The 22,438-nt window shown below is 33.0% G+C and carries 18 protein-coding genes; 4 read left to right on the top strand and 14 right to left on the bottom strand.

The window, feature by feature from the left end; translation table 11 throughout:
* Nucleotides 1-115: 115 nt before the first annotated feature.
* The 3 genes from recO to gdhA all read right to left on the bottom strand — a co-directional run bounded on the left by recO (nt 116) and on the right by gdhA (nt 4,589).
* Nucleotides 116-829: a DNA repair protein RecO gene (gene recO / locus ACHZC3_RS02590; RefSeq protein ID WP_394758317.1), complete on the bottom strand. Its 714-nt coding sequence runs from the start codon at nt 827-829 to the stop codon at nt 116-118.
* Complete coding sequence (locus ACHZC3_RS02595; RefSeq protein WP_394758318.1) at nt 829-3,117, bottom strand: two-component regulator propeller domain-containing protein; 2,289 nt, start codon at nt 3,115-3,117, stop codon at nt 829-831. Before ACHZC3_RS02595 ends, recO begins: the two co-directional genes overlap by 1 nt.
* A 128-nt stretch (nt 3,118-3,245) precedes the next feature.
* A complete protein-coding gene (gene gdhA, locus ACHZC3_RS02600; RefSeq protein WP_394758319.1) occupies nt 3,246-4,589 on the bottom strand; it encodes an NADP-specific glutamate dehydrogenase in 1,344 nt (447 codons plus the stop codon).
* 193 nt (nt 4,590-4,782) lie between these two features.
* Here gdhA and ACHZC3_RS02605 point away from each other — a divergent pair, with 193 nt between their 5' ends.
* On the top strand, nt 4,783-5,598 hold the full coding sequence (locus ACHZC3_RS02605) for a glutamate dehydrogenase (protein WP_394758320.1): 816 nt from the start codon (nt 4,783-4,785) through the stop codon (nt 5,596-5,598).
* A gap of 230 nt (nt 5,599-5,828) precedes the next feature.
* Here ACHZC3_RS02605 and ACHZC3_RS02610 read toward each other — a convergent pair whose 3' ends face one another.
* The 5 genes from ACHZC3_RS02610 to ACHZC3_RS02630 all read right to left on the bottom strand — a co-directional run bounded on the left by ACHZC3_RS02610 (nt 5,829) and on the right by ACHZC3_RS02630 (nt 10,723).
* The gene (locus ACHZC3_RS02610; protein ID WP_394758321.1) at nt 5,829-6,983 is read right to left on the bottom strand and encodes a beta-ketoacyl synthase N-terminal-like domain-containing protein; all 1,155 of its coding nucleotides are present in this window, start codon (nt 6,981-6,983) and stop codon (nt 5,829-5,831) included.
* A 65-nt stretch (nt 6,984-7,048) separates the two neighbouring features.
* Nucleotides 7,049-8,320 carry an adenosylmethionine--8-amino-7-oxononanoate transaminase gene (gene bioA / locus ACHZC3_RS02615; RefSeq protein ID WP_394758322.1) on the bottom strand — a complete coding sequence of 424 codons (1,272 nt, stop codon included), beginning with the start codon at nt 8,318-8,320 and terminating at the stop codon, nt 7,049-7,051.
* Between the two features lie 59 nt (nt 8,321-8,379).
* Nucleotides 8,380-9,012, bottom strand: a complete 633-nt coding sequence (bioD, locus tag ACHZC3_RS02620; RefSeq protein ID WP_394758323.1) for a dethiobiotin synthase — start codon at nt 9,010-9,012, stop codon at nt 8,380-8,382.
* A gap of 39 nt (nt 9,013-9,051) precedes the next feature.
* A complete protein-coding gene (locus ACHZC3_RS02625; RefSeq protein WP_394758324.1) occupies nt 9,052-10,197 on the bottom strand; it encodes an aminotransferase class I/II-fold pyridoxal phosphate-dependent enzyme in 1,146 nt (381 codons plus the stop codon).
* 46 nt (nt 10,198-10,243) lie between these two features.
* Nucleotides 10,244-10,723, bottom strand: a complete 480-nt coding sequence (locus ACHZC3_RS02630; protein WP_394758325.1) for a hypothetical protein — start codon at nt 10,721-10,723, stop codon at nt 10,244-10,246.
* 160 nt (nt 10,724-10,883) lie between these two features.
* On the opposite strand from ACHZC3_RS02630, the gene ACHZC3_RS02635 reads away from it, so the two are divergent.
* From ACHZC3_RS02635 to ACHZC3_RS02645, 3 genes are all read left to right on the top strand, one after another.
* Nucleotides 10,884-11,387, top strand: a complete 504-nt coding sequence (locus ACHZC3_RS02635; protein ID WP_394758326.1) for a DUF2975 domain-containing protein — start codon at nt 10,884-10,886, stop codon at nt 11,385-11,387.
* Nucleotides 11,388-11,389: 2 nt separating this feature from the next.
* Nucleotides 11,390-11,596 (top strand): helix-turn-helix domain-containing protein, encoded by a 207-nt coding sequence (locus tag ACHZC3_RS02640; RefSeq protein WP_394758327.1) that lies wholly within the window; start codon nt 11,390-11,392, stop codon nt 11,594-11,596.
* A gap of 131 nt (nt 11,597-11,727) precedes the next feature.
* Nucleotides 11,728-12,225, top strand: a complete 498-nt coding sequence (locus ACHZC3_RS02645) for a TlpA family protein disulfide reductase (protein WP_394758328.1) — start codon at nt 11,728-11,730, stop codon at nt 12,223-12,225.
* A 73-nt stretch (nt 12,226-12,298) separates the two neighbouring features.
* On the opposite strand, the gene ACHZC3_RS02650 is transcribed toward ACHZC3_RS02645, so the two are convergent.
* The 6 genes from ACHZC3_RS02650 to ACHZC3_RS02675 all read right to left on the bottom strand — a co-directional run bounded on the left by ACHZC3_RS02650 (nt 12,299) and on the right by ACHZC3_RS02675 (nt 22,436).
* Nucleotides 12,299-12,580 (bottom strand): F0F1 ATP synthase subunit epsilon, encoded by a 282-nt coding sequence (locus tag ACHZC3_RS02650; protein ID WP_091475086.1) that lies wholly within the window; start codon nt 12,578-12,580, stop codon nt 12,299-12,301.
* A 79-nt stretch (nt 12,581-12,659) separates the two neighbouring features.
* A complete protein-coding gene (atpD, locus tag ACHZC3_RS02655; protein WP_394758329.1) occupies nt 12,660-14,171 on the bottom strand; it encodes a F0F1 ATP synthase subunit beta in 1,512 nt (503 codons plus the stop codon).
* 202 nt (nt 14,172-14,373) lie between these two features.
* Entirely contained in the window at nt 14,374-15,810 is a 1,437-nt protein-coding gene (locus tag ACHZC3_RS02660) for a G-D-S-L family lipolytic protein (protein WP_394758330.1), read from the bottom strand.
* A gap of 34 nt (nt 15,811-15,844) precedes the next feature.
* On the bottom strand, nt 15,845-18,661 hold the full coding sequence (locus ACHZC3_RS02665; RefSeq protein ID WP_394758331.1) for a TonB-dependent receptor domain-containing protein: 2,817 nt from the start codon (nt 18,659-18,661) through the stop codon (nt 15,845-15,847).
* 282 nt (nt 18,662-18,943) lie between these two features.
* Nucleotides 18,944-20,791: a glutamine--fructose-6-phosphate transaminase (isomerizing) gene (glmS, locus tag ACHZC3_RS02670; protein ID WP_394758332.1), complete on the bottom strand. Its 1,848-nt coding sequence runs from the start codon at nt 20,789-20,791 to the stop codon at nt 18,944-18,946.
* A gap of 10 nt (nt 20,792-20,801) precedes the next feature.
* Complete coding sequence (locus ACHZC3_RS02675; RefSeq protein WP_394758333.1) at nt 20,802-22,436, bottom strand: DUF4270 domain-containing protein; 1,635 nt, start codon at nt 22,434-22,436, stop codon at nt 20,802-20,804.
* Nucleotides 22,437-22,438 lie beyond the last annotated feature (2 nt).

Below are 22,438 nucleotides of genomic sequence, written 5' to 3' on the forward strand. Positions count from 1 at the left end.
CTTATACCTGACAGGTTTTTAAAAACCTGTCAGGTATAAGAAAAGATTGCAACGGATAGCCCGACCCTTTTCGGGTCACGCCCATATTTTGTTTAAGGAAATTGTAATTAAGTATTTATGAGAAAACTTCTTTGAGAACTTCTAAGGATTTTGGTTTTTTGAAGCCGTCGAGATGAAAAGTATAATAATCGATGAGAATTTTTAACAAAATTTGACGTTCGATGATATGAAAGGTTTTCTGATTATTATCGAATTTTAAATCGATGAGTTTTTTGAATAAATTAGTCTCGTGTTCTGTGAGCGAACTGATGGCATGAAAAGGCGAAAAGACACCTTCGGTCATTTCGAAAAATTTATATTCGGAATTTGAAATATCTGGGTAAAATCCTAAATATTTTGTGGTTTCTAGGAGCATAATGAGGTGAAAATTAGCAATCTCGTCATGAGTATCTAACCAAATCAATGCTGATTCTAAGTAAGAAAAAAGGTTTTCGTTCTTTTCTTCCTCTCGAATACTATGGTGCAAAATTTCGGAAAGAAAAATGACTATCGTGCTTTTTGTAATATCCTTATTAATTGTTTGGTACGGAAATGCTAATCTAATCTCATTGAAATGCTCCAGTTTGCCTTGGTTTTTATGATTGGCTTCTATCTCTAGAATTGTTAATGGCTGGAAATAAGCGATTTTCTGGTTGGATTTTTTATTTGCAAAAGCGTTTCGAACGAAATAGGATTTTAACCCATCCGATTGTGTGAAACATTTTACGATAAGGCTTTTTTCTTGGTATTTTAACGTGCTAAAAACAATGGCTTTGGTTTTGACTAGCATTATCGAACAATCATTACTTTTTTTACTTTGGTTTCTGCACCATCATCAGACGAAAGGAATATCATATAAACACCTGAAGCTACTTTGTATTTACCAAATGCTTTTGTATCCCAAAGCATAGTTCCTCCTTCGGAAGTTCCTTCGTGAACTAAATTTCCTTCTATATCTGTGATTTTTACATTTGACTTGTTCATAAGTCCTGAAACCGCTACATTTCCATTGAATTCAGGTCTTACAGGGTTTGGAAATACAACAACGTTTTCGAAATTTTCGGCTCCCGATGTAGCAGTTCCTTTAAAGGAAACCATTCCGCTTTCAGTAGCTATTAGGACTTCGCCTGTTTTAGTATTAATATCAATATCAGTTATAATATTACTTGGTAATGGAGAATTTGATTTTGTAAAAATACTGAACGTTTTTTGACCATCTGAAGAGATGTAAAATACTCCTGCATCAGCAGTTCCTATCCATTTATTATTGGCACCATCAACTACAATATCTGTAATAAATTGTTGATACAATAGTTCCTGTGCCAGATCATCTTCAAGAATTATAATAGAATTTGTTGTTAGCTCGTTTTGGTTTAAAAATGAATCTACATTTTGTAGAATTCTTAGTCCAGCTACCGTTCCTATCCAAAGTTTGTTTTTATTATCAACTGCTACAGCACGCACATCGTTTGATGGCAGATTGCCTTCGTTTTGCCCTTCTTTGATATTTATACTTCTGTTTGAGAATTTTTCATTAAATCCTATTAATCCTTCAAAGTTTGTACAAGCCCATTTTGTTCCATTTTTGTCTATCGCTAATCTTCCAAAACTAACTGAGCCCGGAGTTGTAATAGTTGTTGGTGAATATCCTTGCCATTGACCATCTGTTTTTAAGACATGAAGTCCCTTACTGACTAATGAATTTGTCATCCAGAGATTTCCATCATTATCGAATGCAGAACCGTTTATTCTAACATCATCTGGAACTTGTCCTGGAATTGTTTGCAAACTACTATTTGTAGCATTAAATATTGGCGCTATGGGAATATTATTTTCAAATTTTAGTAATCCTGAATAATTTGAACTAAAAAAAACTTGATTCTCGTTTTTTGGATTTATTACTATTCTAGTTATAGATTTTGCTCCAAATAAATCTTGATAAGGAGTTGTTATCCAATTATTAGTCGAATCATATCTGCTAACTCCAAAGGAATCTAAAGGATACGGATTGTAGGAAACCGAATAATCTCCATAAACAGCCCAAAAACCATTAGAAAAAGACTGAACTGCAAAAATTTTATTTCTATCAGGCCCGTTTGGCGTTGTGTTTTCAAAAACTGTAGGATTACTTAATGATGTTACCATGACACCATTTTCTCGTGTTCCGATATAAAGCTTATCATTTATAATTGTGGCACAAGTAAAAGTAGCTTGTGGAAAATTGGAAATACTTGTTACATGTACAATCTCTGTTAATGATGAGTTATATACATAAACATGATTTTGCGAGGTTATAACTAAATAGCCATTATTGTGTCTTGTATCTAAAGGGATTTGAGGATAAGTAGTTACTAAAACAGGAATGTCACTAACTATATTGTATAGCGCTCCAGCTAGAGTTACGCCTGTTAGTCCAGTTTCTGTAGCCTCTACACTTAGCCAATTTGTTGCAGAAACCATTGACCATTGATTAAAATCTATCAGGTTTGGATTTGTAGCTAAAGCTTTTATTAATCCGTAACCATTAGCAACTGCATATATAAATCCGTTATAAACTGTAGTTTGCAAAATTTCGATATTGGATCCGCCAGGCCCAATAAAAAAAGTATCTCCAAATTCAAGAAGATTCAAATCATATACTGAAATTCCAAAATCTGTCGAAATATATACCTTTCCGTTGCGCTCCATAAAATGGTTTATCTTCTTTTTGTTGGGTGGAACTGACGGTTTATTTAATATATCAACTACATTAAGCATTGTTCCATCAGTATCATTTACAACAATTAGTAATCCGTCATTATGACCAATAATTGTCTTTTTGTACGTTTCGCTATGATAAATTTGTGAAATATTTTGCCCTGAAAGCCCTTCAATTGTACTAACTGTCGCTATTTCGTTAGTGGTTATGTCTCTCTTAAAATAGGCGTTTTCTGCCGCAGCATAAACTTGAGTCGAACTTTGCGAAATATCTTTAATTGCATTATACGAAAAATAACCTTTCCACAACTTGTTGTTTTGTGAATGCCCAAAAAATGATACCAATACTAATATTGTATATACAAAACCTTTGTTTTTCATGTAAAAAAAATTAACCATTACAAATATAGGATAAAAACGATTTTATTTAGGTTTTAATATATTTGTGTATAAAAAAAGTGTTCGCTTTAACGAACACTTTTGTTTTTATTATAAAAAAATTAAAGTAATTAAACTACTCCTTGACCTAACATAGCATCGGCTACTTTTACGAAACCTGCAATATTTGCCCCTTTTACATAATCTACATATCCATTTCCATCTGAACCGTATTGTACACATGCTTCGTGAATGTCTTTCATGATAACTTTTAAACGATCATCAACTTCTTCAGAAGACCAACTTAATCGTAAAGAGTTTTGAGACATTTCTAGACCTGAAGTTGCTACTCCACCAGCATTAGATGCTTTTCCTGGTGCAAATAATATTTTTGCATTTTGAAAAACAGTAACCGCTTCTGGTGTAGAAGGCATATTTGCTCCTTCAGCCACACAGATACATCCGTTTGCTACAAGAGTTTTTGCTTCTTCTTCGTTTAGTTCGTTTTGAGTTGCACAAGGCAATGCGATATCACATTTTACTTCCCAAGGACGTTTTCCTGCAATATATTTTGCGCTAGGATATTTTGTCACATAATCAGAAATTCTTCCGTAGTTTACGTTTTTAATTTCCATTACATAAGCTAGTTTTTCTTTATCTATACCTGCTTCGTCATAAATATAACCAGCTGAATCTGACATTGTAACTACTTTTCCTCCTAATTGAGTTGCTTTTTCTGTAGCATATTGCGCTACATTTCCAGAACCTGAAACAACAACAGTTTTTCCGTCGAAGCTTTGTCCTTTAGTTTTTAGCATACTGTAAGCGAAATATACATCGCCATAACCAGTTGCTTCAGGGCGAATTAATGATCCTCCAAAAGAAATTCCTTTACCAGTTAAAACTCCAGTAAATTCGTTTCTAATTCTTTTGTATTGACCAAACATATAACCAACTTCTCTTCCTCCTACACCAATATCTCCAGCAGGAACGTCAGTATTAGAACCAATATGTTTGCATAATTCTGTCATAAATGCTTGACAAAATTTCATAATCTCATTATCTGATTTTCCTTTTGGATCAAAATCAGCTCCACCTTTTCCTCCACCCATTGGTAAAGTTGTCAAACTATTTTTGAAAGTTTGCTCGAAAGCTAAAAATTTAAGAATACTTAAATTTACTGAAGGGTGAAAACGAATTCCTCCTTTGTATGGTCCAATGGCAGAACTCATCTGAATACGGTAACCACGATTAACCTGTGTTTTTCCAGCATCATCTAACCAAACAACTCTAAACATAATAACACGTTCAGCTTCTACCATTCTTTCCAAAAGCATTTTGCCTTCGTATTTTTTATTTTTTTCAATAAAAGGAATTACTGTTTCAGCAACTTCTTTGACAGCCTGCATAAATTCTGGCTCATTTGGATTTCTTTTACCTACTGCTTGTAAGAAAGCATCAATACTTTGTGACATGATTTATAGATTATGAACGTTTAATGAAAACGTTTTCGTTACGAACAGCAAATATACATTTTATAAAAATATAGCCAAGAAAATTTTAAATTAAACTCTAGTTAGAATTTAAAAATATAAAAAAAAACGTTTTTTTTTTTGAAGTCTTTGATGTTTTTATATATTTGTCTGATAATGTATTAAATCCTTAATCATGCCCAAATTATTTAGCTTAATCGTTTTACTCCTTTTAGGATCTATCAACTCGCTACATGCTCAGTTTGGTTTCTCTCACGAAGTAGGTGTAATTGCAGGTCCCGTTGCATTTCAATCAGATTACGGGCAACGTAGAGATTTAAAAACTAATGCGGGAAATACTGGAATTGGCATTGGTTTAATTCACTATCTTAACTTTTCTTACAGAGCAGATTGTAACTGTTATACTCCTGAGACCTATTTTAATGATCATTTTAAATTAAGAAGTGAGATTTCTTATAACAAAACTAAGTTAAATCATTTTGGAGAATGGGTTACTCCTGAAAGAGTAGCAAGAAATGAAGAAGCTAAAAAACTAAAAGCGATGGAAGGAAGTACTTCTGTTACTGATATTGGTATGCAATTAGAATATTATCCTTGGAGTATTCGTGATTTTACTGCTACTGATGGTGCTTTTGCTCCATTTATTAGTTTGGGTGGTCACTTTAGTTTTTATAATCCAGAGGTTACCACTTCTTATGGAAATGGAAAACTAATAGAAGCAAATGTTTTTTCTCCTAAATATTGGGTCCCATCTGATGGAGAAGCACATGGATTTACGAATAATGGAGGAAGTGTTTGGTCTGTTGTATCAAGTGTGGGTTCTAGATATAAATTAAGTCCACTTTCTGATTTAATCCTTGATTTACGTGTACAATATTATTTTTCTAACTGGGTTGATGGCTTAAACCCTGATCCAACAATATATAAAGAAAACAAAGCAAACGATTGGAATGTTTGGCTAAACTTTGGATATATTTATTATTTAGATTAAAAATATTTCTAATTCAAAATATATAAAAAGAGCTGTAATAGCTCTTTTTTTTTGGTTAAAACACTTTTTTTAACATCGGATTTTTAGTAACTATTCTCAATAATTGTTTGGAATAGTCACAATAAAAACGAATTGTTAGTTAGATTTTATAGAAAATAGTGGTTACCACAAAGCAAGTATCCAAAAAAATAGTATGAAGTTATAATAGATGTAACTGTTTTATGAATAACTTACAAACTCAACAACACAGAAACCGCATTTCCGCCAAAACCTACTGCGTTAACTAATACTTTACGAATTTGTTTTTTTTCTGTTTGCGTTTCTGCAAAAGGAACTCCAATAAACTGATTGTGTTGTATCATTAGAATCGCCAACTCAACACTTAACATACCAGATGCTCCAAAAGTGTGTCCAATCTTCCATTTATTTGTGGTGAGCATTGGCAAATTTTTACCAAATACTTTTTGAATAGCTTTATATTCTGACAAATCGCCTTTTACCGTTCCTGGCGCATGCATTACAATGGCATCCACTTCTGATAGATTAGTATTTTGCAACGTCATTTTCATCGATTTCTGGAAGCAATCTGCTTCGGTAGAAATAGATATTCCGTGTTCTAAAATATCCGTAGCATAACCTACTCCTTCTACATAAGCCAAAGCTTTTTTGCTTTCGCCAATTTCTAAACAAATCACAGCAGCACCTTCGCCAAGAACCATGCTGTTTTTGGTTTTATGTAAATCGAAAGCGCGGCATTTATACTCATTTTCTTCTTTCGAATAAATTTTTAAAGCCTGCATTTGTGCAATGGTAAATGGTGTAAGTGGCGCTTCGCTTCCGCCAACGAGAAATTTATCGGCCATTCCCGCTCGAAGCCAAGCTACTCCATTTAGCAAAGCATGCAAAGCTGTAGAACAAGTTATAGAATGTGATATTTCTGGTCCAGAATTTTTTAAATCGTGCGCAATCCAAGAAGAAATATTACCTAAAGTTGTGGTTGGAGAGGCTAATGTTCCTGTTTTTCCAGTTTCGATAAATTCTTGGTGGTGTTTTTCGAATAAATCGGTGGCACCACGTGAAGAACCAATATTAATTCCGAAAATATCATTTTGTGTCCAACCAGCATTTTCAACTGCCTGACGAGAAGCCAAAATCGCATATAAAACGGAATTATCTAATGATTTGTATTTATTGTCCGATGCTTTTAGTTCTTCAACCTCCTTTTTTAATTCTTCCGAAATAGTGGCTACGGGAATTATTTGGTTACCAATTTGTTTTTCGGAAATTAACGAAGTTTCCTTTAGATATGCTGACCAAATTAACTCGGGTTGATTACCTAATGGGGAAAAAGAAGAAAAGGCGGTTATGGCTATTTTAGTTTGCATTAGTATGGAACGCGGATAAAACGGATTTACAAACGCGGATTTTATATATTTATAATAATGTAAAATTAGACTATTTCAAGGGCATTTTCTATAGTTCGATATACTTTTTGCAATTGCTCGTTTGTAATAACATAAGGAGGTAAAATATAAACTATATTTCCTACTGGTCGGAGAATTATTCCGTTTTCGATAAAGAAATTATAGAGTTTGTTACGAAGGTTACCGTAATACGATTCTTGGTTATCGGTTTTAATTTCTAAAGCAAAAATCACACCAAGTACTCTTGTTGTTTTTACTTTCGCGTGTTGTTTTATATTTTGTTGAAATTGTAAATGTTGTTTATTTACTCTTTCAATATTTTCTTGCATTTCATCAGATTTCAGCAATTGTATACTTGCCAAAGCAGCCGCACAACCCGTTGGATTTGCCGTAAAGGTATGACCGTGAAACAAGGCTTTATTTACATCGTCGTCATAAAAACCATCGAAAATTTCTTGGGTAAATGTGGTAATCGCCATAGGAATTGCCCCACCAGTTAAGGCTTTAGACAAACACATCATATCTGGTTTTTCTTCTAGATGATTGCAAGCGAAAGTCTTTCCTGTTTTTCCAAAACCTGTCATCACTTCGTCGGCAATAGTGAAAACTTGATTTTCTTTGCAGATTTTTATTAATTTATCTAATTCCGACCCTTCATACATAACCATTCCTGCTGCTCCTTGAACCAGTGGTTCGAAAATAAAAGCGGCACAATCATATTCTTTTATGGCTTTCGCCAAAGCGTCTAAACTTGCTTTTTCATGACCAATAGTTGGAACAGGAATTCGAACTACTTGAATTAACGATCCTTTGAATGCTTCTGTAAAAAACGAAATACCACTCGCTGCCATTGCTCCAAAAGTATCACCATGAAAAGCATTTTCGAAAGCAATTATTGTGGTTCGTTTTTCGTTTTTATTATAAAAATATTGCATCGCCACTTTTATAGCGATCTCAACCGCTGTGGAACCATTATCAGAATAAAAGATTTTTTGTTGGTTATTAGGTAAAATCTCTATTAATTTTTCTGATAACAAAACAGCGGGTTCATGTGTGAATCCGCCAAACAAAACATGTTCTAAAGTGGTGAGTTGTTTGTAAATGGCATCGGCAATGTATTTATTTGAATGTCCGTATGGATTAACCCACCAAGAAGCAATTGCATCGATGTATTCTTTGTTGTTTTCGTCCCATAATAATGCGCCTTCTCCTCTTGTAATTGCAATTTCGGGTTGTGAAATTTTATGTTGAGTATATGGATGCCAATTGTGTTTTTGATCTCTTTCGGAAAGGTTCATTTAGTGAAAATTTATTTGACAAAGATACATGAAGAAAAATACAGAGTTTCATAAAGGTTTTATAAATTTAGAAGGTTTTCGCGAAAAATATCGGCATATTCTAAGATTACATTTTTATCGAAATAAGGCTCTTCGTTTATTCTCCCAATAAGTTTTACACCTGTTTTTGACAAAATAATTTCTTCTGTCGATTTATTTTCATTGCCAGAAAAAATGATTCCTGCAATAGTTATTTTTCTATTTTGTAAAGCTTCGATTGTAAGCAATGTATGGTTGATACTTCCTAGATAATGGCGAGAAACGACAATGACTTTGTAATCTGGTTTAATTAAATCGATAACACAATCGGTTTCATTTAATGGAACGAAAAGTCCACCAGCACCTTCAACTACAAGATGGTTTTTATCCCGATAGCTATCGGGAGAAGGTTCTGTTATTTTTTTTAAATCGATCGTTATTCCGTCAATTTCTGCAGCAAGATGTGGACTGGCTGGTGTATTGAGTTTATAACTGTTTTCGTAAATTACCGTTTTTTTATTTGAGACATATAACTCGATTTTATGACTATCCGAGTTGTCTAAATCTCCTGCTTGAATGGGCTTCCAGTAATCAGCTTCTAATGCTTCGACTACAATTGATGAGGCAATGGTTTTTCCAACATCGGTTGATATTCCTGTTATAAATAGTTTCATTTTTTTAGTTTTATAATCCTGTCAGGATTTGAATTTTATTTAAAACACAAAGTTACTTAACAAACGCAACACTTCCGAAATTTTTTCTTTAGAATTATAACTGTGCAAACAAATACGCAATCGTTCTTGACCTTCAGGAACTGTTGGCGAAAGTATTGCTTTTACATCAAATCCTTTTTCTTGTATTTGTTTGGCTATATTTTTTACGTTTTGATTTCCTGGAATAATAGCAGATTGTATTGCCGATTTGCTTCTCACAAACATTGGTTTCAATCCTAATATTTGCTTTTCTTGATTAAAATGAATGATGTTTTCTCGAAGTTTATCAATTTGTTTTGTATTGGCTTCCAGTTCCTGATAAGCTACTAAAATCGTCGCAACAGAATGTGGAGAAAGTCCTGTCGTATAAATAAAACTTCGTGCAAAATTAACTAAATACTCTTTGAGATTCTGGCTCCCTAAAATAGCGGCGCCGTGACAACCTAATCCTTTTCCGAAAGTCATGATTCTGGCAAACACTTTGTTTTGCAATTGTAATTCTTGTACTAATCCTTGACCTTTTACTCCAAAAACGCCTAAAGCATGTGCTTCATCTATCACTAAATTGCAATTGTATTTTTCAGATAATTGTGCTAGTTCTTCTAAATTTGGACAATCGCCATCCATAGAAAAAACGCTTTCGGTAACAATATACACTTCGACAAGTTCAGTTTGATATTTAAAAATTAATTTTTCTAAATCTTCAAAATCATTGTGTTTGAATTTATACGATTTTGCATTGGATAATTGAATTCCGTCACGAATAGACGCATGACACAATTCATCAAACAAAATAATATCATTTCGTTGCGGAACTGCGCTAAAAAAGCCAACATTGGCATCATATCCCGAATTGAAAATTAAAGCCTTTTCTGATTGATGAAAACCAGCAATAAAATCTTCTGTTTCTTGATATAAATGATGATTCCCTGAAAGCAATCGAGATCCTGTTGCTCCGTTTATTTTACTATTTCTATCGAGTAAAAGTTGGTGTGTTTTATCAAAAATTGATTCTGAATGAGCAAATCCTAAATAATCATTGGAAGCAAAATCGATTAAATTATTAATTAAAGGCAAACTTCGTAAAGCATTATTTTGTTTACGTTGTTCTAGTTTTATTAAAAGTGATTTTGGTAAAATTCTCATGCAAACAAAGGTAAAACTTAATTGAGTGATGAACTATCTAAAACCCTTAAAAAAGAATTCTTATTTTTTTTACTATGTTTGTTGCTTCATCTATTTCTGCAAATAAATTAGCCTTAGAATTTTTTACTATAAAACGGGGATTCTTCAAATAGTCAAATTCGCTTCTTTCAAATTTAAGCGACATTTGCGCTACTGTTATTCCGACTGACAACGTATTTAGTTTCCATTTTTTGTTGGAAATTGTAACTTCCATAATTCTATCATTTTGCATTTCTATTGTCAAACCATCGTATGTAAAAATATAAACTGGCTCTTCGTTAGGCTCAAGAACTTCTTTATTTAATGATTTTGCACCACCTAATATGGCTTCAATTTTTTGAACAGAATTCATTTCACAAACATTGATGCTTTTATTGGTCTTGGCATTAGTCACTAACAATGATCCAGTCGCTTGTTGTTGAGTAAAACCTAACAAAAGCCAACTCAATACAATTGCGAATAATATACTAAGTATTTTTGTTTTCATTTATTGATAATTTTAGTTTGAAAATCTTCACTCCAAAAATAAAAAAAGCCAAACAATAATGCTTGGCTTTTTAGTTTTATTTTAAATTTATTGTTTTTTTAGTATTTATTATTGTTTATCGATAATTTTTATATATTTGCTGAAACTAAAAAACCAAATTATGAAAAAATTAAACCTGTTAAAAACCATTGTAGATTACTTTTGGGTTATTTCCTTAATAGCAACACCACTATTTCTGTTTTTTGTCTTTTACCTTTTATTCACTGGTGAAACACTTGATATTCCTATCAAAATAAATGGTCTGGAGGTTAAAACTGTTGATTTAGCATCGAAAATCATTCTAATTTTCGGAGTCTTTTCTTATTTATTGTTTTTATACGGAATATATTATTTCAAAAAGTTATTGTATTTATTTCAACTTAGAAAAATATTTGTAGATGAAGTGGTCGATTATTTTAATAAAATTGGTTATGTGTTTCTACTATCAGCTATTTTAGCCGGTATTCCTCTATTTATTTATAAAATTTTAAAAAATGAAGTAAATTTAGAATTAGGAGGAAGTCCGTTTTTGTATCTCATATCATTGGGTTTATTTTTTCTGGTCTTGAGCGAAGTTTTTAAAATTGCCAAAAACATGAAAGAAGAAAATGACTTAACCGTATAATCATGGCTATTATCGTAAATCTTGATGTTATGTTAGCCAAAAGAAAAATGCGTTCGAATGAATTGGCAGATAGAATTGGCATAACAACAGCTAATTTATCTATATTAAAAACCGGAAAAGCAAAAGCCATCCGATTTTCTACATTAGAATTAATTTGTGATATATTAGAATGTCAACCTGGTGATATTATGGAATTTATTAAAGAGTAAATTAAAAAACAATGAAAAAAACAATCAGATTTTTATTAGGAATTATAACAGGAATAATAACAACAACATTAATAACTTTCTCGTTGGGAGTTATTTTCGGTTACATAAATATACGAAATTAAATGTTAATCATGAAAAAAATAACTTTTAAAACTGGAGTTCTAACTGGCGTATTCATATCCTTAATTTTTTATTACTATGTGTCTACTAAATTATCTAAAACCACACCCTTAAAAGCAATAGATCTTGGACAAATAAAAACAGAAAATCTACAAAAGAAAGCTGTTCATTTAAAAACAGGAAAACCCATTATTGTGAATTTTTGGGCGACAACTTGCGCACCTTGCGTAAAGGAATTTCCTGATTTTGAAAATATTAAAAAAAAATATGGAGATCGTATTGAAATATTAATGGTTTCCGAAGAAGAAATTGAGAATTTATTGAAATTTAAAGCGAAAAATAATTATGATTTAAACATTATTCACAATTTAAAATCAAACCAAAGTTACGGTATTGAATCTCTACCAGCCACTTATTTTTATAATTCCAAAGGTGAATTAGTGAAAAAATTAATTGGAAACCTAAATGAAGAAGAGCTAAATAATGAAATAAAACTATTATTTAGATAACTAAAGCAAAGCTTTAAATAAAAAAAGCCAAACAATAATGCTTGGCTTTTCTCTATTTATTTTGAAATTGTTTTTAGTCTGCTAAAACAATTACTTTATTGTCTTTCATCTCGAGAGTTCCTGACGAAATAGCAAGTGTATAATTTTGATCATTTACTTTAGTAAACAAATCCTTAGATTCTTTGCTAAACTTGAAACTTGGCGCTGTAATTCTTACAGTTCCTTTTTGAAGTAACGAAACTATTGGTGCGTGATTATTTAACATTTCGAAACTACCATCAACTCCTGGTACAGAAATTGAAGTGATTTCTCCTTTAAATAATGATGCTTCTGGTGATACTATTTCTAAAATCATTTCCTATAATTGATAATTGATAATGAATAATTGATAATTATTTGAATTCTCAATTGTTAATTATCCATTGTTAATTGAATTATGCTTCTGCTAACATTTTCTCTCCTGCTTCAATAGCATCTTCAATAGTTCCTTTAAGGTTGAAAGCTGCTTCTGGCAAGTGATCTAATTCACCATCAATAATCATATTAAATCCTTTGATAGTATCTTTAATATCAACTAAAACTCCTTTCAATCCTGTAAATTGCTCTGCAACGTGGAAAGGTTGAGATAAGAAACGTTGTACACGTCTTGCTCTAGAAACTGATAATTTATCTTCTTCAGAAAGTTCTTCCATACCTAAAATCGCAATAATATCTTGCAATTGTTTGTATTTTTGAAGGATTTCTTTTACTCTTTGTGCACAGTCATAATGCTCATCACCTAAAATTTGTGGAGTCAAAATTCTTGAAGTAGAATCTAACGGGTCAACCGCTGGATAAATACCTAACTCAGCAATCTTACGAGACAATACTGTTGTAGCATCTAAGTGAGCAAATGTTGTTGCTGGTGCCGGATCCGTTAAATCATCTGCAGGAACGTAAACCGCTTGTACAGATGTAATAGATCCTTTATTTGTTGAAGTAATACGCTCTTGCATCGCTCCCATTTCAGTAGCCAATGTTGGTTGGTAACCTACCGCAGATGGCATACGACCTAAAAGTGCTGAAACCTCAGAACCTGCTTGTGTAAAACGGAAGATATTATCTACGAAAAATAATACATCTTTTCCTTGGTCTGAACCTGCTCCGTCACGGAAATATTCCGCAATAGATAATCCAGATAGCGCTACACGAGCACGAGCTCCTGGTGGCTCATTCATTTGTCCGAAAACGAAAGTAGCTTTAGACTCTCTCATTCCTGGCATATCTACTTTAGATAAATCCCATCCTCCATTTTCCATAGAGTGCATGAAATCTTCACCATATTTTATAATTCCTGACTCTAACATCTCACGAAGTAAGTCATTTCCTTCACGTGTTCTTTCACCTACTCCTGCGAATACTGAAAGTCCACCGTGACCTTTTGCGATATTATTAATCAATTCTTGAATCAATACTGTTTTACCAACTCCAGCACCACCGAACAATCCAATTTTCCCTCCTTTTGAGTAAGGCTCAATTAAATCGATTACTTTGATTCCTGTAAATAAAACTTCAGAAGATGTTGATAAATCTTCGAATCTTGGCGCTTGACGGTGAATAGACATTCCGTTCTCACCATCTTTTGGTAAGTTCCCTAAACCATCAATTGCATCACCAATTACATTGAAAAGACGTCCGTAAACATCTGCACCAATTGGCATTTTGATTGGATTTCCAGTTCCAACTACTTCGTAACCTCTACTTAAACCATCAGTAGAGTCCATAGAAATGGTACGAACTGTATTTTCTCCAATATGAGATTGTACTTCTAGTACTAATAAAGTACCGTCTTTCTTAGTGATTTCTAATGAATCATAAATTTTTGGAAGCTCAACATCTTTACCGTTGAATACTACGTCTACAACTGGCCCGATGATTTGCGAAACTTTTCCTATTACTTTTGACATTGCTTATGTATTTATTAAATAGCTATTTAGGTTTTGTGAAAACATTACTATTTTCAGAGTGCAAAGATAATTTTTTAAAATATAAAATCAATAATTTTTTTATGTTTTTTAAAGACTTTTTCAAATCTAAATTTGAAATATTTTATTTAAAGCAAAAAGCCACCAACTTTCGTTGATGGCTTTTTCATATAAAAACTATATATTAGTTTATAATTGCTGGATATTGTATTTGATAATTCCCTAAATCTACAGGTCTAAGTGTAGAACCGTATTTAGCATTAATCGCTTCTGCGAATTTATTAGCAATAAGCGCATAACCTCTAGCTCCTGGATGAACACCATCTAAAGAGAAAGCTCCACCGGTAACATAAGTTGCAGACATGTGATAATTACCAAAACGAATTCCTCCGTTTACTAATTGATCCATTATTTTTTTAGCATTAACAAAAGCTAATCCGTTTGTATTAGCCGCAGCTTCTATAGTTGTATTGTAATGATCTGTAGCTATTTTAATTTCAGCTGCTTCATTTTTACACAATACCCATCTATCAGCTAAAGGAACGCTAACTCCATTAATTGCAGCAGGATTTCCTCCTACTAAGGTTCCAATAAAGGAACTTGCTGGTAATACTAATAAATCTTCTTTTGTTGCTGGCCTGTATGAAGGAATACCAAACCCAGTAAGGTTCATCAAATAATTATCTACAATAATAACAGGGTTTAAACCAACAACAAAAACAACTTTTCTTCTATCCGCTTCCGCTTGTGTCAATCCCAAACCAGCCACAGCAGATGTTAAACCTGCATTATATGCAGCATATCCTGAATTTAGTTGAGCAACTTGAGTAGCGTTAAGAGTTACTGGATTATATGGAACTCTAGAAAAATAAGGCAAAGTACTTACATATGGTAGATTTGCAACCACTCCTTTTTTTCCTCCAGCAGCTAATTGACTAGCTAAAGCATTGTATGAAGCATCAAAAGTTGCATTTGGAGTGATGTTATTTCCTGTTGAAGGTGATTCTGTAGTAGTTACTCCACCTCCTGTAGCATATCCTAAAACATCATTTCCTCCTATCCATAAAGAAAAGAAAGTTGGCGTTTGTGCTATTGCATCGTCTATAACTTTTGCCATTGGATTACTTGCAAATCTTGCAAAATATGGGTTACCAGCTACACTACCATATCCTGCAGTTATCAAATGAAAACTTTTTGCGCCTGGAATACCCATGTTATTGAAAGACCCTGACAAAATTGCCGTTTGGCTTGTTGTAGCAGCTTGACTATAAGGAGGTAAGGCTAGTGACGCCGGTCCTGATCCATTAAAAACCAATCTTGGGGTATATATTGGTGATCCAGCAAAACCACCAATATTATCAGACATTAATGGATTAGTAAAAGCACCTCCACCCGCTTGAGCAAATTGTCCAGCTAAAATATTAGGATATGAATTTTGTTGTCCTTTTATAAAAAGCGCACTATCGCTAAAACCAGCAGCAAAAGAATCTCCTAGTGCTACATATTTAGAAAAATTGGCTGAACCAGCAGTCACAGGAACTTCTGCAACTACTTCATCATCATTATTACACGCTACAAAGCTTAAAGAAACTAATAGTAGCCATTTTATATTTTTTTTCATAATTCTTTATTTATAAAGTTTATTATCTTTTTTATTATGGATTAATAGTCCAAGATGCATAGTATTGTTGCCCGATTGCTCCAGCTCCTAATACTTGTATGTAATCTTTACCACCTAAATTAGCTCCACCAACTTTGATAACTGATTTTAAGAATGGTATTGCATAGTTAATTTGCGCATCAAAAACAACGTTTTCTGGTACCATACCATCTATAAATGATGATTGCCATAAGTATTCGCTATTCCACCTTACGTTAGTATTGAAACCAAAATTTTTGAATAATTTATCGTTACCAAAACTTCCTTTTGCTCTGTGTTTAGGCGTATTAAATCCTGCTTCGAAACTTGGATCTGATGATTGGTCGAACTCAAATTGAGAGTAGTTATAACTACCTCCAATTTCGAAGTTTTTGTACACTTTTCTAGACAAACCAACACCAACTCCTAAAGATTTTACTTCTGCCTTAGAGTTCGTATACACTTGGAATGTTCTTCTATCTCCATTAGCTAAAGCTGCAACAGATAGTGGTGTCCCAACAGCACCATATAAAGGCGCAATCGTGTTTGTTTGACTTAAGAAATCATTATAGATATTATAATATCCATTAAGATCAACAGAAAAATTTCTAACTACTGTACGATATCCTAATTCAACTGCTTGAACTTTTTCAGGCTTAACCAAAGTAGGTGTTGCTACTACTAACTTTGATGCATCTGAAGTTGCTGCAAATTCTCTAAAAGACTCTACAGTATATGCATTATAGTAAGCATTTTCTCCTGTTAACACAACTGTTGGTCCATTTCCAGGTATAAGCTGTCCAGCAGCACTCACGTTTCTAGTTTCAGTATATCTTGTTAAGTTTTCAGGCGCAGAACCAATTAATGCGAATGGACCTAAGTCTAAACCAATATATTGATCTTGAGTAGTTGGGTTACGGAAACCTGTTTGGTAAGAAACTCTGAAATTATGTTGTTTGTTTGCACCCGCTCCATAAGTAGCAGAAACTCTTGGAGAGAAATTACCGTCGAAATTTTGAGATTTATCGTAACGAATAGATCCTGTTAATTTTAATCTATCATCCATCAATTTCTTTTGAAGCTGTGTATAAATACCATATTCATTATATTTAATAGGCCCATCATAATCTGTAAAGATAGATCCATTAGAGTTCATTTCATATTGTCTTCCTGAACCTCCCACTTGAATTTCAGCAAATTTTACTAAATCTTTAAAATTATAGTTTACATCTGCATGATACAATTTAGAATTATCTTCAAATTTAGCACCTTTTGTAAAATCGGCATCAGCAATTATTGATGTTAATGCTTGATTAAACTGATAAGATCCTGGCGCAAATCTTGGCTGACCTGTAGTGGGAAACAAAACAAACGCTGGCAATGTATTGAAACCAGCTGTTGTAGGCAAAACATTATTATCAGCATAATTTCTACCAATGGCAGCAGCTTGACCAGCTGTTGAACCTAAAAACGCTTGAGACAACTGGAATGCCGTCGCATAGTTTCTAAACCATTCCGCATCAGATTTTGCTGCTCTATTTACGTTCCATGCAGCAAAACGTGTATCGTAAGAATCTCCAGCATCTTCAGCTGTTCTATAAACTCTAGCGAAGAAATTTTTACCTTTTACTTCTAATTTGGTTTGATCCATATAAAAGTTTTTCAAAGCATATCTATTAGCTCCTTGGTAGATTGTGTTACCAAAACCTAATTTGTGTTGCAAGATAATTTCGAAATCATTAGCCCAAGGTTTAAAATGCAAAGAGAAATCTGCTTTTACGCTTTCAATCTTATTATCTGTTAAATCTTGCTCTCTGTAACCTGTTCTACTTATTTGTCCAACATTTGGAATAAAAGTTGTAACCTCATCACCATATAGATTTACTCCATCATAGTTCTGATTGTTAGCATGCCCAATAGTTCCAGCTGTATTGTCAACACCTCCTAGAACAACATTTCTGTCATCTGAAGCTATCCATTCCTTTGCAGACAAATAAGAGAAATTCCCTTTTGCAGCAAAATGATCTGTAAATTTCTTAGCAGCTCTAAATCCGAAATCGTAGAAAGGGTTGTTTCCAGCAGTTGCTTGAGATGTTTGTCCGTATTTCATATATGTTGAAATCCCTTCTTTAACAAAAGGACTTCTGCTATTCATAAACATAATACCGTTGAATGCATTTGCACCATACAAAGCAGAAGATGCCCCTGGAAGAACTTCCACATTAGCAACGTCTATATCAGAAACTCCTAATAAGTTACCCAATGCAAAATTAAGTGCTGGTGAAGAGTTATCCATACCATCAACTAACTGCATAAAACGAGTGTTTGCAATAGTTGCAAAACCACGAGTGTTTACAGACTTGAAAGAAAAACTACTAGTATTAAAATGAACGTCTTTTAAGTTCTCTAATCCTTCATAAAAAGAAGGAGCCGTTGTATTTTTAATATCTTTAAGTCCCATTCTTTCGATGGTAACTGGCGACTCTAGAATTCTCTCTGGAGCTCTAGAAGCTGACACTACAATCTCGTTAAGAGCTGTTGTTGATGTTTCTTCAGATAATGTAATTACAACAACTTGTTCTTTTGATGAAATTACAACACTTTGATTAGCGTATCCCATCATTGACACATCAACAGTAATTGGGAATTCTTGATTTTTAAGCATAAACTTTCCGTCGAAACCTGTAGAGGTTGCCGCTGAAGTTCCTGCTACTTTAACATTCGCCCCTGCAATAGGTTGATTGTTAGTGTCAGTAACTGTTCCTGAAATTGTATTTTGCGCAAACGAAAGTCCGCAAAAAAACAATGACAAAATAATAAAGTAGATTCTCATTCGTTTTTAATTTTATTGGTTTAGGTAGCCAAATTACGAATATTTTTGACATTACTAAAAAAGTAAGCAGGAAATTTTATCCTTTTTTACTTGTTTTAAATAATTCAAAACTAGGTGACGATAAATAATATTGAAGATTTAATAAAAATTTAACAATTAAACAATTAATAAATACTATGCGTACATAGTATTTACTAAATTTATTAGAATATCAAGAAAAATTAATTTCGTAAAAAAAGCGAGAAAAATCTCGCTTTTAATAAAAATATGTTTCTTTTTTAACTATTCTACAGTAACAGACTTTGCTAAATTTCTTGGTTGATCTACATTACACTCTCTCATTACCGCAATATGGTATGATAATAATTGTAATGGAATTGTGGTTAGCAATGGCGACATAGCATCGGCAGCATCTGGGATTTCTATTACATAATCCGCTAGATCACGAACTTGTGTGTCTCCTTTTGTCACAATAGCTATAATTTTTCCACTTCTCGCTTTAATTTCCTGAATATTACTTACCACTTTATCATAATGTCCTTGTTTAGGAGCAATTACAACAACTGGCATGTGTTCGTCTATTAAGGCAATTGGACCATGCTTCATTTCGGCAGCTGGATAACCTTCTGCATGAATGTATGATATTTCTTTTAGTTTTAAAGCGCCTTCTAAAGCAACCGGGAAATTATAACCTCTTCCTAAATATAGGAAGTTTGTTGCGTCTTTAAAAACAGCAGCAATCTCTTTTGCTTTGTCGTTCGTTGCAAGTGCTTCTGCAACTTTTTCTGGAATAATTTCTAATTCTTGTAAATATCTATGAAAATCCGAATTAGACAAAGTTCCTTTTGCTTTAGCTAAACGCAAAGCTATCATTGTTAACACAGTGATTTGTGTAGTAAAGGCTTTTGTTGAAGCCACTCCAATTTCAGGACCAGCATGAGTATATGCTCCTGCATGAGTCTCTCTAGAAATGGAAGATCCCACAACATTACAAACTCCAAAAACAAAAGCTCCATTTTCTTTGGCTAATTTTATAGCAGCCAATGTATCGGCAGTTTCCCCTGATTGAGAAATTGCAATAATAATATCATCTTTGTTTATAATTGGATTTCTATATCTAAATTCCGAAGCATATTCTACTTCAACAGGAATACGAGCAAATTCTTCAAATATATATTCGGCTACTAAACCCGCATGCCATGAAGTTCCGCAAGCGACTATTAGAATACGCTTTGCATTAATAAATTTGTCGATATTATCTTCAATTCCTGCCATTTTTATGAGCCCTTCATTTGCGTGAAGACGACCACGATACGTATCTTTGATAACATTAGGTTGCTCGTAGATTTCTTTCATCATAAAATGATCGTAACCCCCTTTTTCAATTTGCTCTAAATTCATTTGAAGCTCTTGAACATAAGGATCTACTAACGAATCATCTTTTATTTTACGAATTTTCAATGGTTTATGTAATCTTACAATTGCCATTTCTTCGTCTTCTAAATAAATTGCATTCGATGTATATTCTATAAACGGTGTTGCATCTGAGGCAATAAAAAACTCATCTTTACCAATCCCTATTGCTAAAGGGCTTCCTAAACGCGCTACGACAATTTCGTCAGGCTTTTGCTTATCGAAAACACAAATAGCATAAGCTCCAACAACTTGATTTAATGCAACTTGCACGGCTTTCCCAAGCTTAAGATTGTCCTTCTTCTGAACATCTTCAATAAGATTTACTAATACTTCTGTATCTGTATCTGATTTGAAAATATATCCTCTTTTTATTAATTCTTTTTTTAACGGCTCATAGTTCTCTATGATTCCGTTATGAATTATAGCAAGATTTCCAGAATTTGATAAATGCGGATGCGAATTCACATCATTAGGTACACCGTGTGTAGCCCAACGCGTGTGCCCCATTCCAATTGTTCCATTAGTTGTAATTTCTTTTGATGATTTCTCTTCAAGATCAGAAACTTTTCCTTTCGTTTTAGAAAGTTTTAAATCTTTTCCGTCATAAAGCACAACTCCTGCGCTATCATAACCTCTATATTCTAAACGTTTTAGCCCTTTTATTATAATTGGGTAAGCTTCTCTATGACCTATATATCCAACAATTCCACACATAGTCTATAAATTAATTAGGTTTTGTATAATGAACTTCAAATTTTACTCCATCAGGATGGCTGTTATTACCATGTAAAATAGTTCCTGAAGTATTCAAAACAGATGAAACAGGTAGTCTGTCAAATTTTCTGTCTAGATTACTTGGAATAGGGTCTGCTATTGAATTTCTCAAAAACGCATGAGCCACTAAGTTTATATTTTCTGTAACAACTACTCCTAGTCGCACATTTTTTGTAATACCATCTTTTTCTTTAAGTATCTTATCTACATGTTCAGTAATTCTAATTTTATAAATTAATTTACCACCAACAGTTTCAAGTATTCCGCCATGTACTGGTTTATTTAGCTTAGAATCTGAAGGATTTGTAGAATTATCGAAAAAATAATCAAAAAGTGGCGTGTTATTGTCTGCATCAAAAATGTATATACGTTGTGGATTGGTATAGCCAGTCATTCCGCTTTGAGTTTGATCTACAGTAAAAGTCAAAGTAGCATCATTAACTAATACATTTTTTTCTTTTAGATCTGTTAATAAAGCAGCTCCTTGAGTTCCTGTAAATAATTCAACAAAAGCCATACAACCCTGTCCTCCTTTTAGAAATAAATTAGGCTGTCCTGTTGTTGTTGATGAAGCAATTATGCCATTTGTATAATTTGTATTACTATCTGTATTATCTAATAAATTTACAGTATTTCCAGAGATGTTTAAAGTAAGACTTTTCATTTCTCTTCCTGTCGCTGGTGCAACTTTATCTTGTTTATAATATATTGTCACATCTCCTTTTGTAAAGTCTAACGCAGTCATAGTTCCTGATGAAGCATCCTGTACTTGGAAATACAATCCTTTAAAATAAGATTTAAACGCATTATTATTAACAAAACTTCCTGATGTTGCTGGATTAGCAGCTTTGTCAATAATTTCAGTTTGAAAATAACTAGTTTTCAAATGCAAACGCATTCTTGGAGAATTTCTAGATTCAATATTCGCATCTGTTTTTGGCAAAGGCACTAATAAAGTTTCATCAATCTTATACTTCACATATTCTTTATTACTAAATGTAAAAGTTGTATTTTCGTTTGGCCTAGCCAAATCATCGTTTAACACAGGCCCCATTTTTGCAGTATTGAAATCTCCGTCTTGATCAGAAAAATATCTTTTTGATGTTGTAAAACCAGTTGAAGGATCATAATCTAACATCTCAAATCCATTACGAAAAACCTGCAAGTTTATTGTTCCTGTACCTTTTATATTATTTAAAGTATACTCTGTTTTTCCAGAAGAATCGGTTGCTCCTTTTGTACTAATATAGGGCACGGTTACAATGACACTATCAATTACTATTGTAGGTAAATTATTAAAAGTGGGCGCTACAGTTGCCAAAGTTAATTGCGTAACAAAATTTGCCTTTGTTTTTCCAAAAACAGGATTGTCATAAATACCTAATTGATTTATTGGTAGATTATTTGTTTGTATTGCTGGGATTTTTTGATTGTAAACCTTAACTTCAGGCGTTGCAGTTGTGAAATTAAAATTTCCGTTTCCAACTATATCTGACCCTAATGTGTTATAATCTTTATCGCATGAAGCAAAAAATAAAGCAACTAAAACAACTGTTAGTTTTCTTAAAAATGTGATATTCATCATCT

This window comes from Flavobacterium sp., from assembly GCF_043720215.1.
Classification (GTDB): domain Bacteria; phylum Bacteroidota; class Bacteroidia; order Flavobacteriales; family Flavobacteriaceae; genus Flavobacterium.

Bases quoted from the DNA above. Each gene is read 5' to 3' on its own strand.
- recO (WP_394758317.1), bottom strand. From the start codon at position 829: ATGCTAGTCAAAACCAAAGCCATTGTTTTTAGCACGTTAAAATACCAA.
- ACHZC3_RS02595 (WP_394758318.1), bottom strand. From the start codon at position 3,117: ATGAAAAACAAAGGTTTTGTATATACAATATTAGTATTGGTATCATTT.
- gdhA (WP_394758319.1), bottom strand. From the start codon at position 4,589: ATGTCACAAAGTATTGATGCTTTCTTACAAGCAGTAGGTAAAAGAAAT.
- ACHZC3_RS02605 (WP_394758320.1), top strand. From the start codon at position 4,783: ATGCCCAAATTATTTAGCTTAATCGTTTTACTCCTTTTAGGATCTATC.
- ACHZC3_RS02610 (WP_394758321.1), bottom strand. From the start codon at position 6,983: ATGCAAACTAAAATAGCCATAACCGCCTTTTCTTCTTTTTCCCCATTA.
- bioA (WP_394758322.1), bottom strand. From the start codon at position 8,320: ATGAACCTTTCCGAAAGAGATCAAAAACACAATTGGCATCCATATACT.
- bioD (WP_394758323.1), bottom strand. From the start codon at position 9,012: ATGAAACTATTTATAACAGGAATATCAACCGATGTTGGAAAAACCATT.
- ACHZC3_RS02625 (WP_394758324.1), bottom strand. From the start codon at position 10,197: ATGAGAATTTTACCAAAATCACTTTTAATAAAACTAGAACAACGTAAA.
- ACHZC3_RS02630 (WP_394758325.1), bottom strand. From the start codon at position 10,723: ATGAAAACAAAAATACTTAGTATATTATTCGCAATTGTATTGAGTTGG.
- ACHZC3_RS02635 (WP_394758326.1), top strand. From the start codon at position 10,884: ATGAAAAAATTAAACCTGTTAAAAACCATTGTAGATTACTTTTGGGTT.
- ACHZC3_RS02640 (WP_394758327.1), top strand. From the start codon at position 11,390: ATGGCTATTATCGTAAATCTTGATGTTATGTTAGCCAAAAGAAAAATG.
- ACHZC3_RS02645 (WP_394758328.1), top strand. From the start codon at position 11,728: ATGAAAAAAATAACTTTTAAAACTGGAGTTCTAACTGGCGTATTCATA.
- ACHZC3_RS02650 (WP_091475086.1), bottom strand. From the start codon at position 12,580: ATGATTTTAGAAATAGTATCACCAGAAGCATCATTATTTAAAGGAGAA.
- atpD (WP_394758329.1), bottom strand. From the start codon at position 14,171: ATGTCAAAAGTAATAGGAAAAGTTTCGCAAATCATCGGGCCAGTTGTA.
- ACHZC3_RS02660 (WP_394758330.1), bottom strand. From the start codon at position 15,810: ATGAAAAAAAATATAAAATGGCTACTATTAGTTTCTTTAAGCTTTGTA.
- ACHZC3_RS02665 (WP_394758331.1), bottom strand. From the start codon at position 18,661: ATGAGAATCTACTTTATTATTTTGTCATTGTTTTTTTGCGGACTTTCG.
- glmS (WP_394758332.1), bottom strand. From the start codon at position 20,791: ATGTGTGGAATTGTTGGATATATAGGTCATAGAGAAGCTTACCCAATT.
- ACHZC3_RS02675 (WP_394758333.1), bottom strand. From the start codon at position 22,436: ATGATGAATATCACATTTTTAAGAAAACTAACAGTTGTTTTAGTTGCT.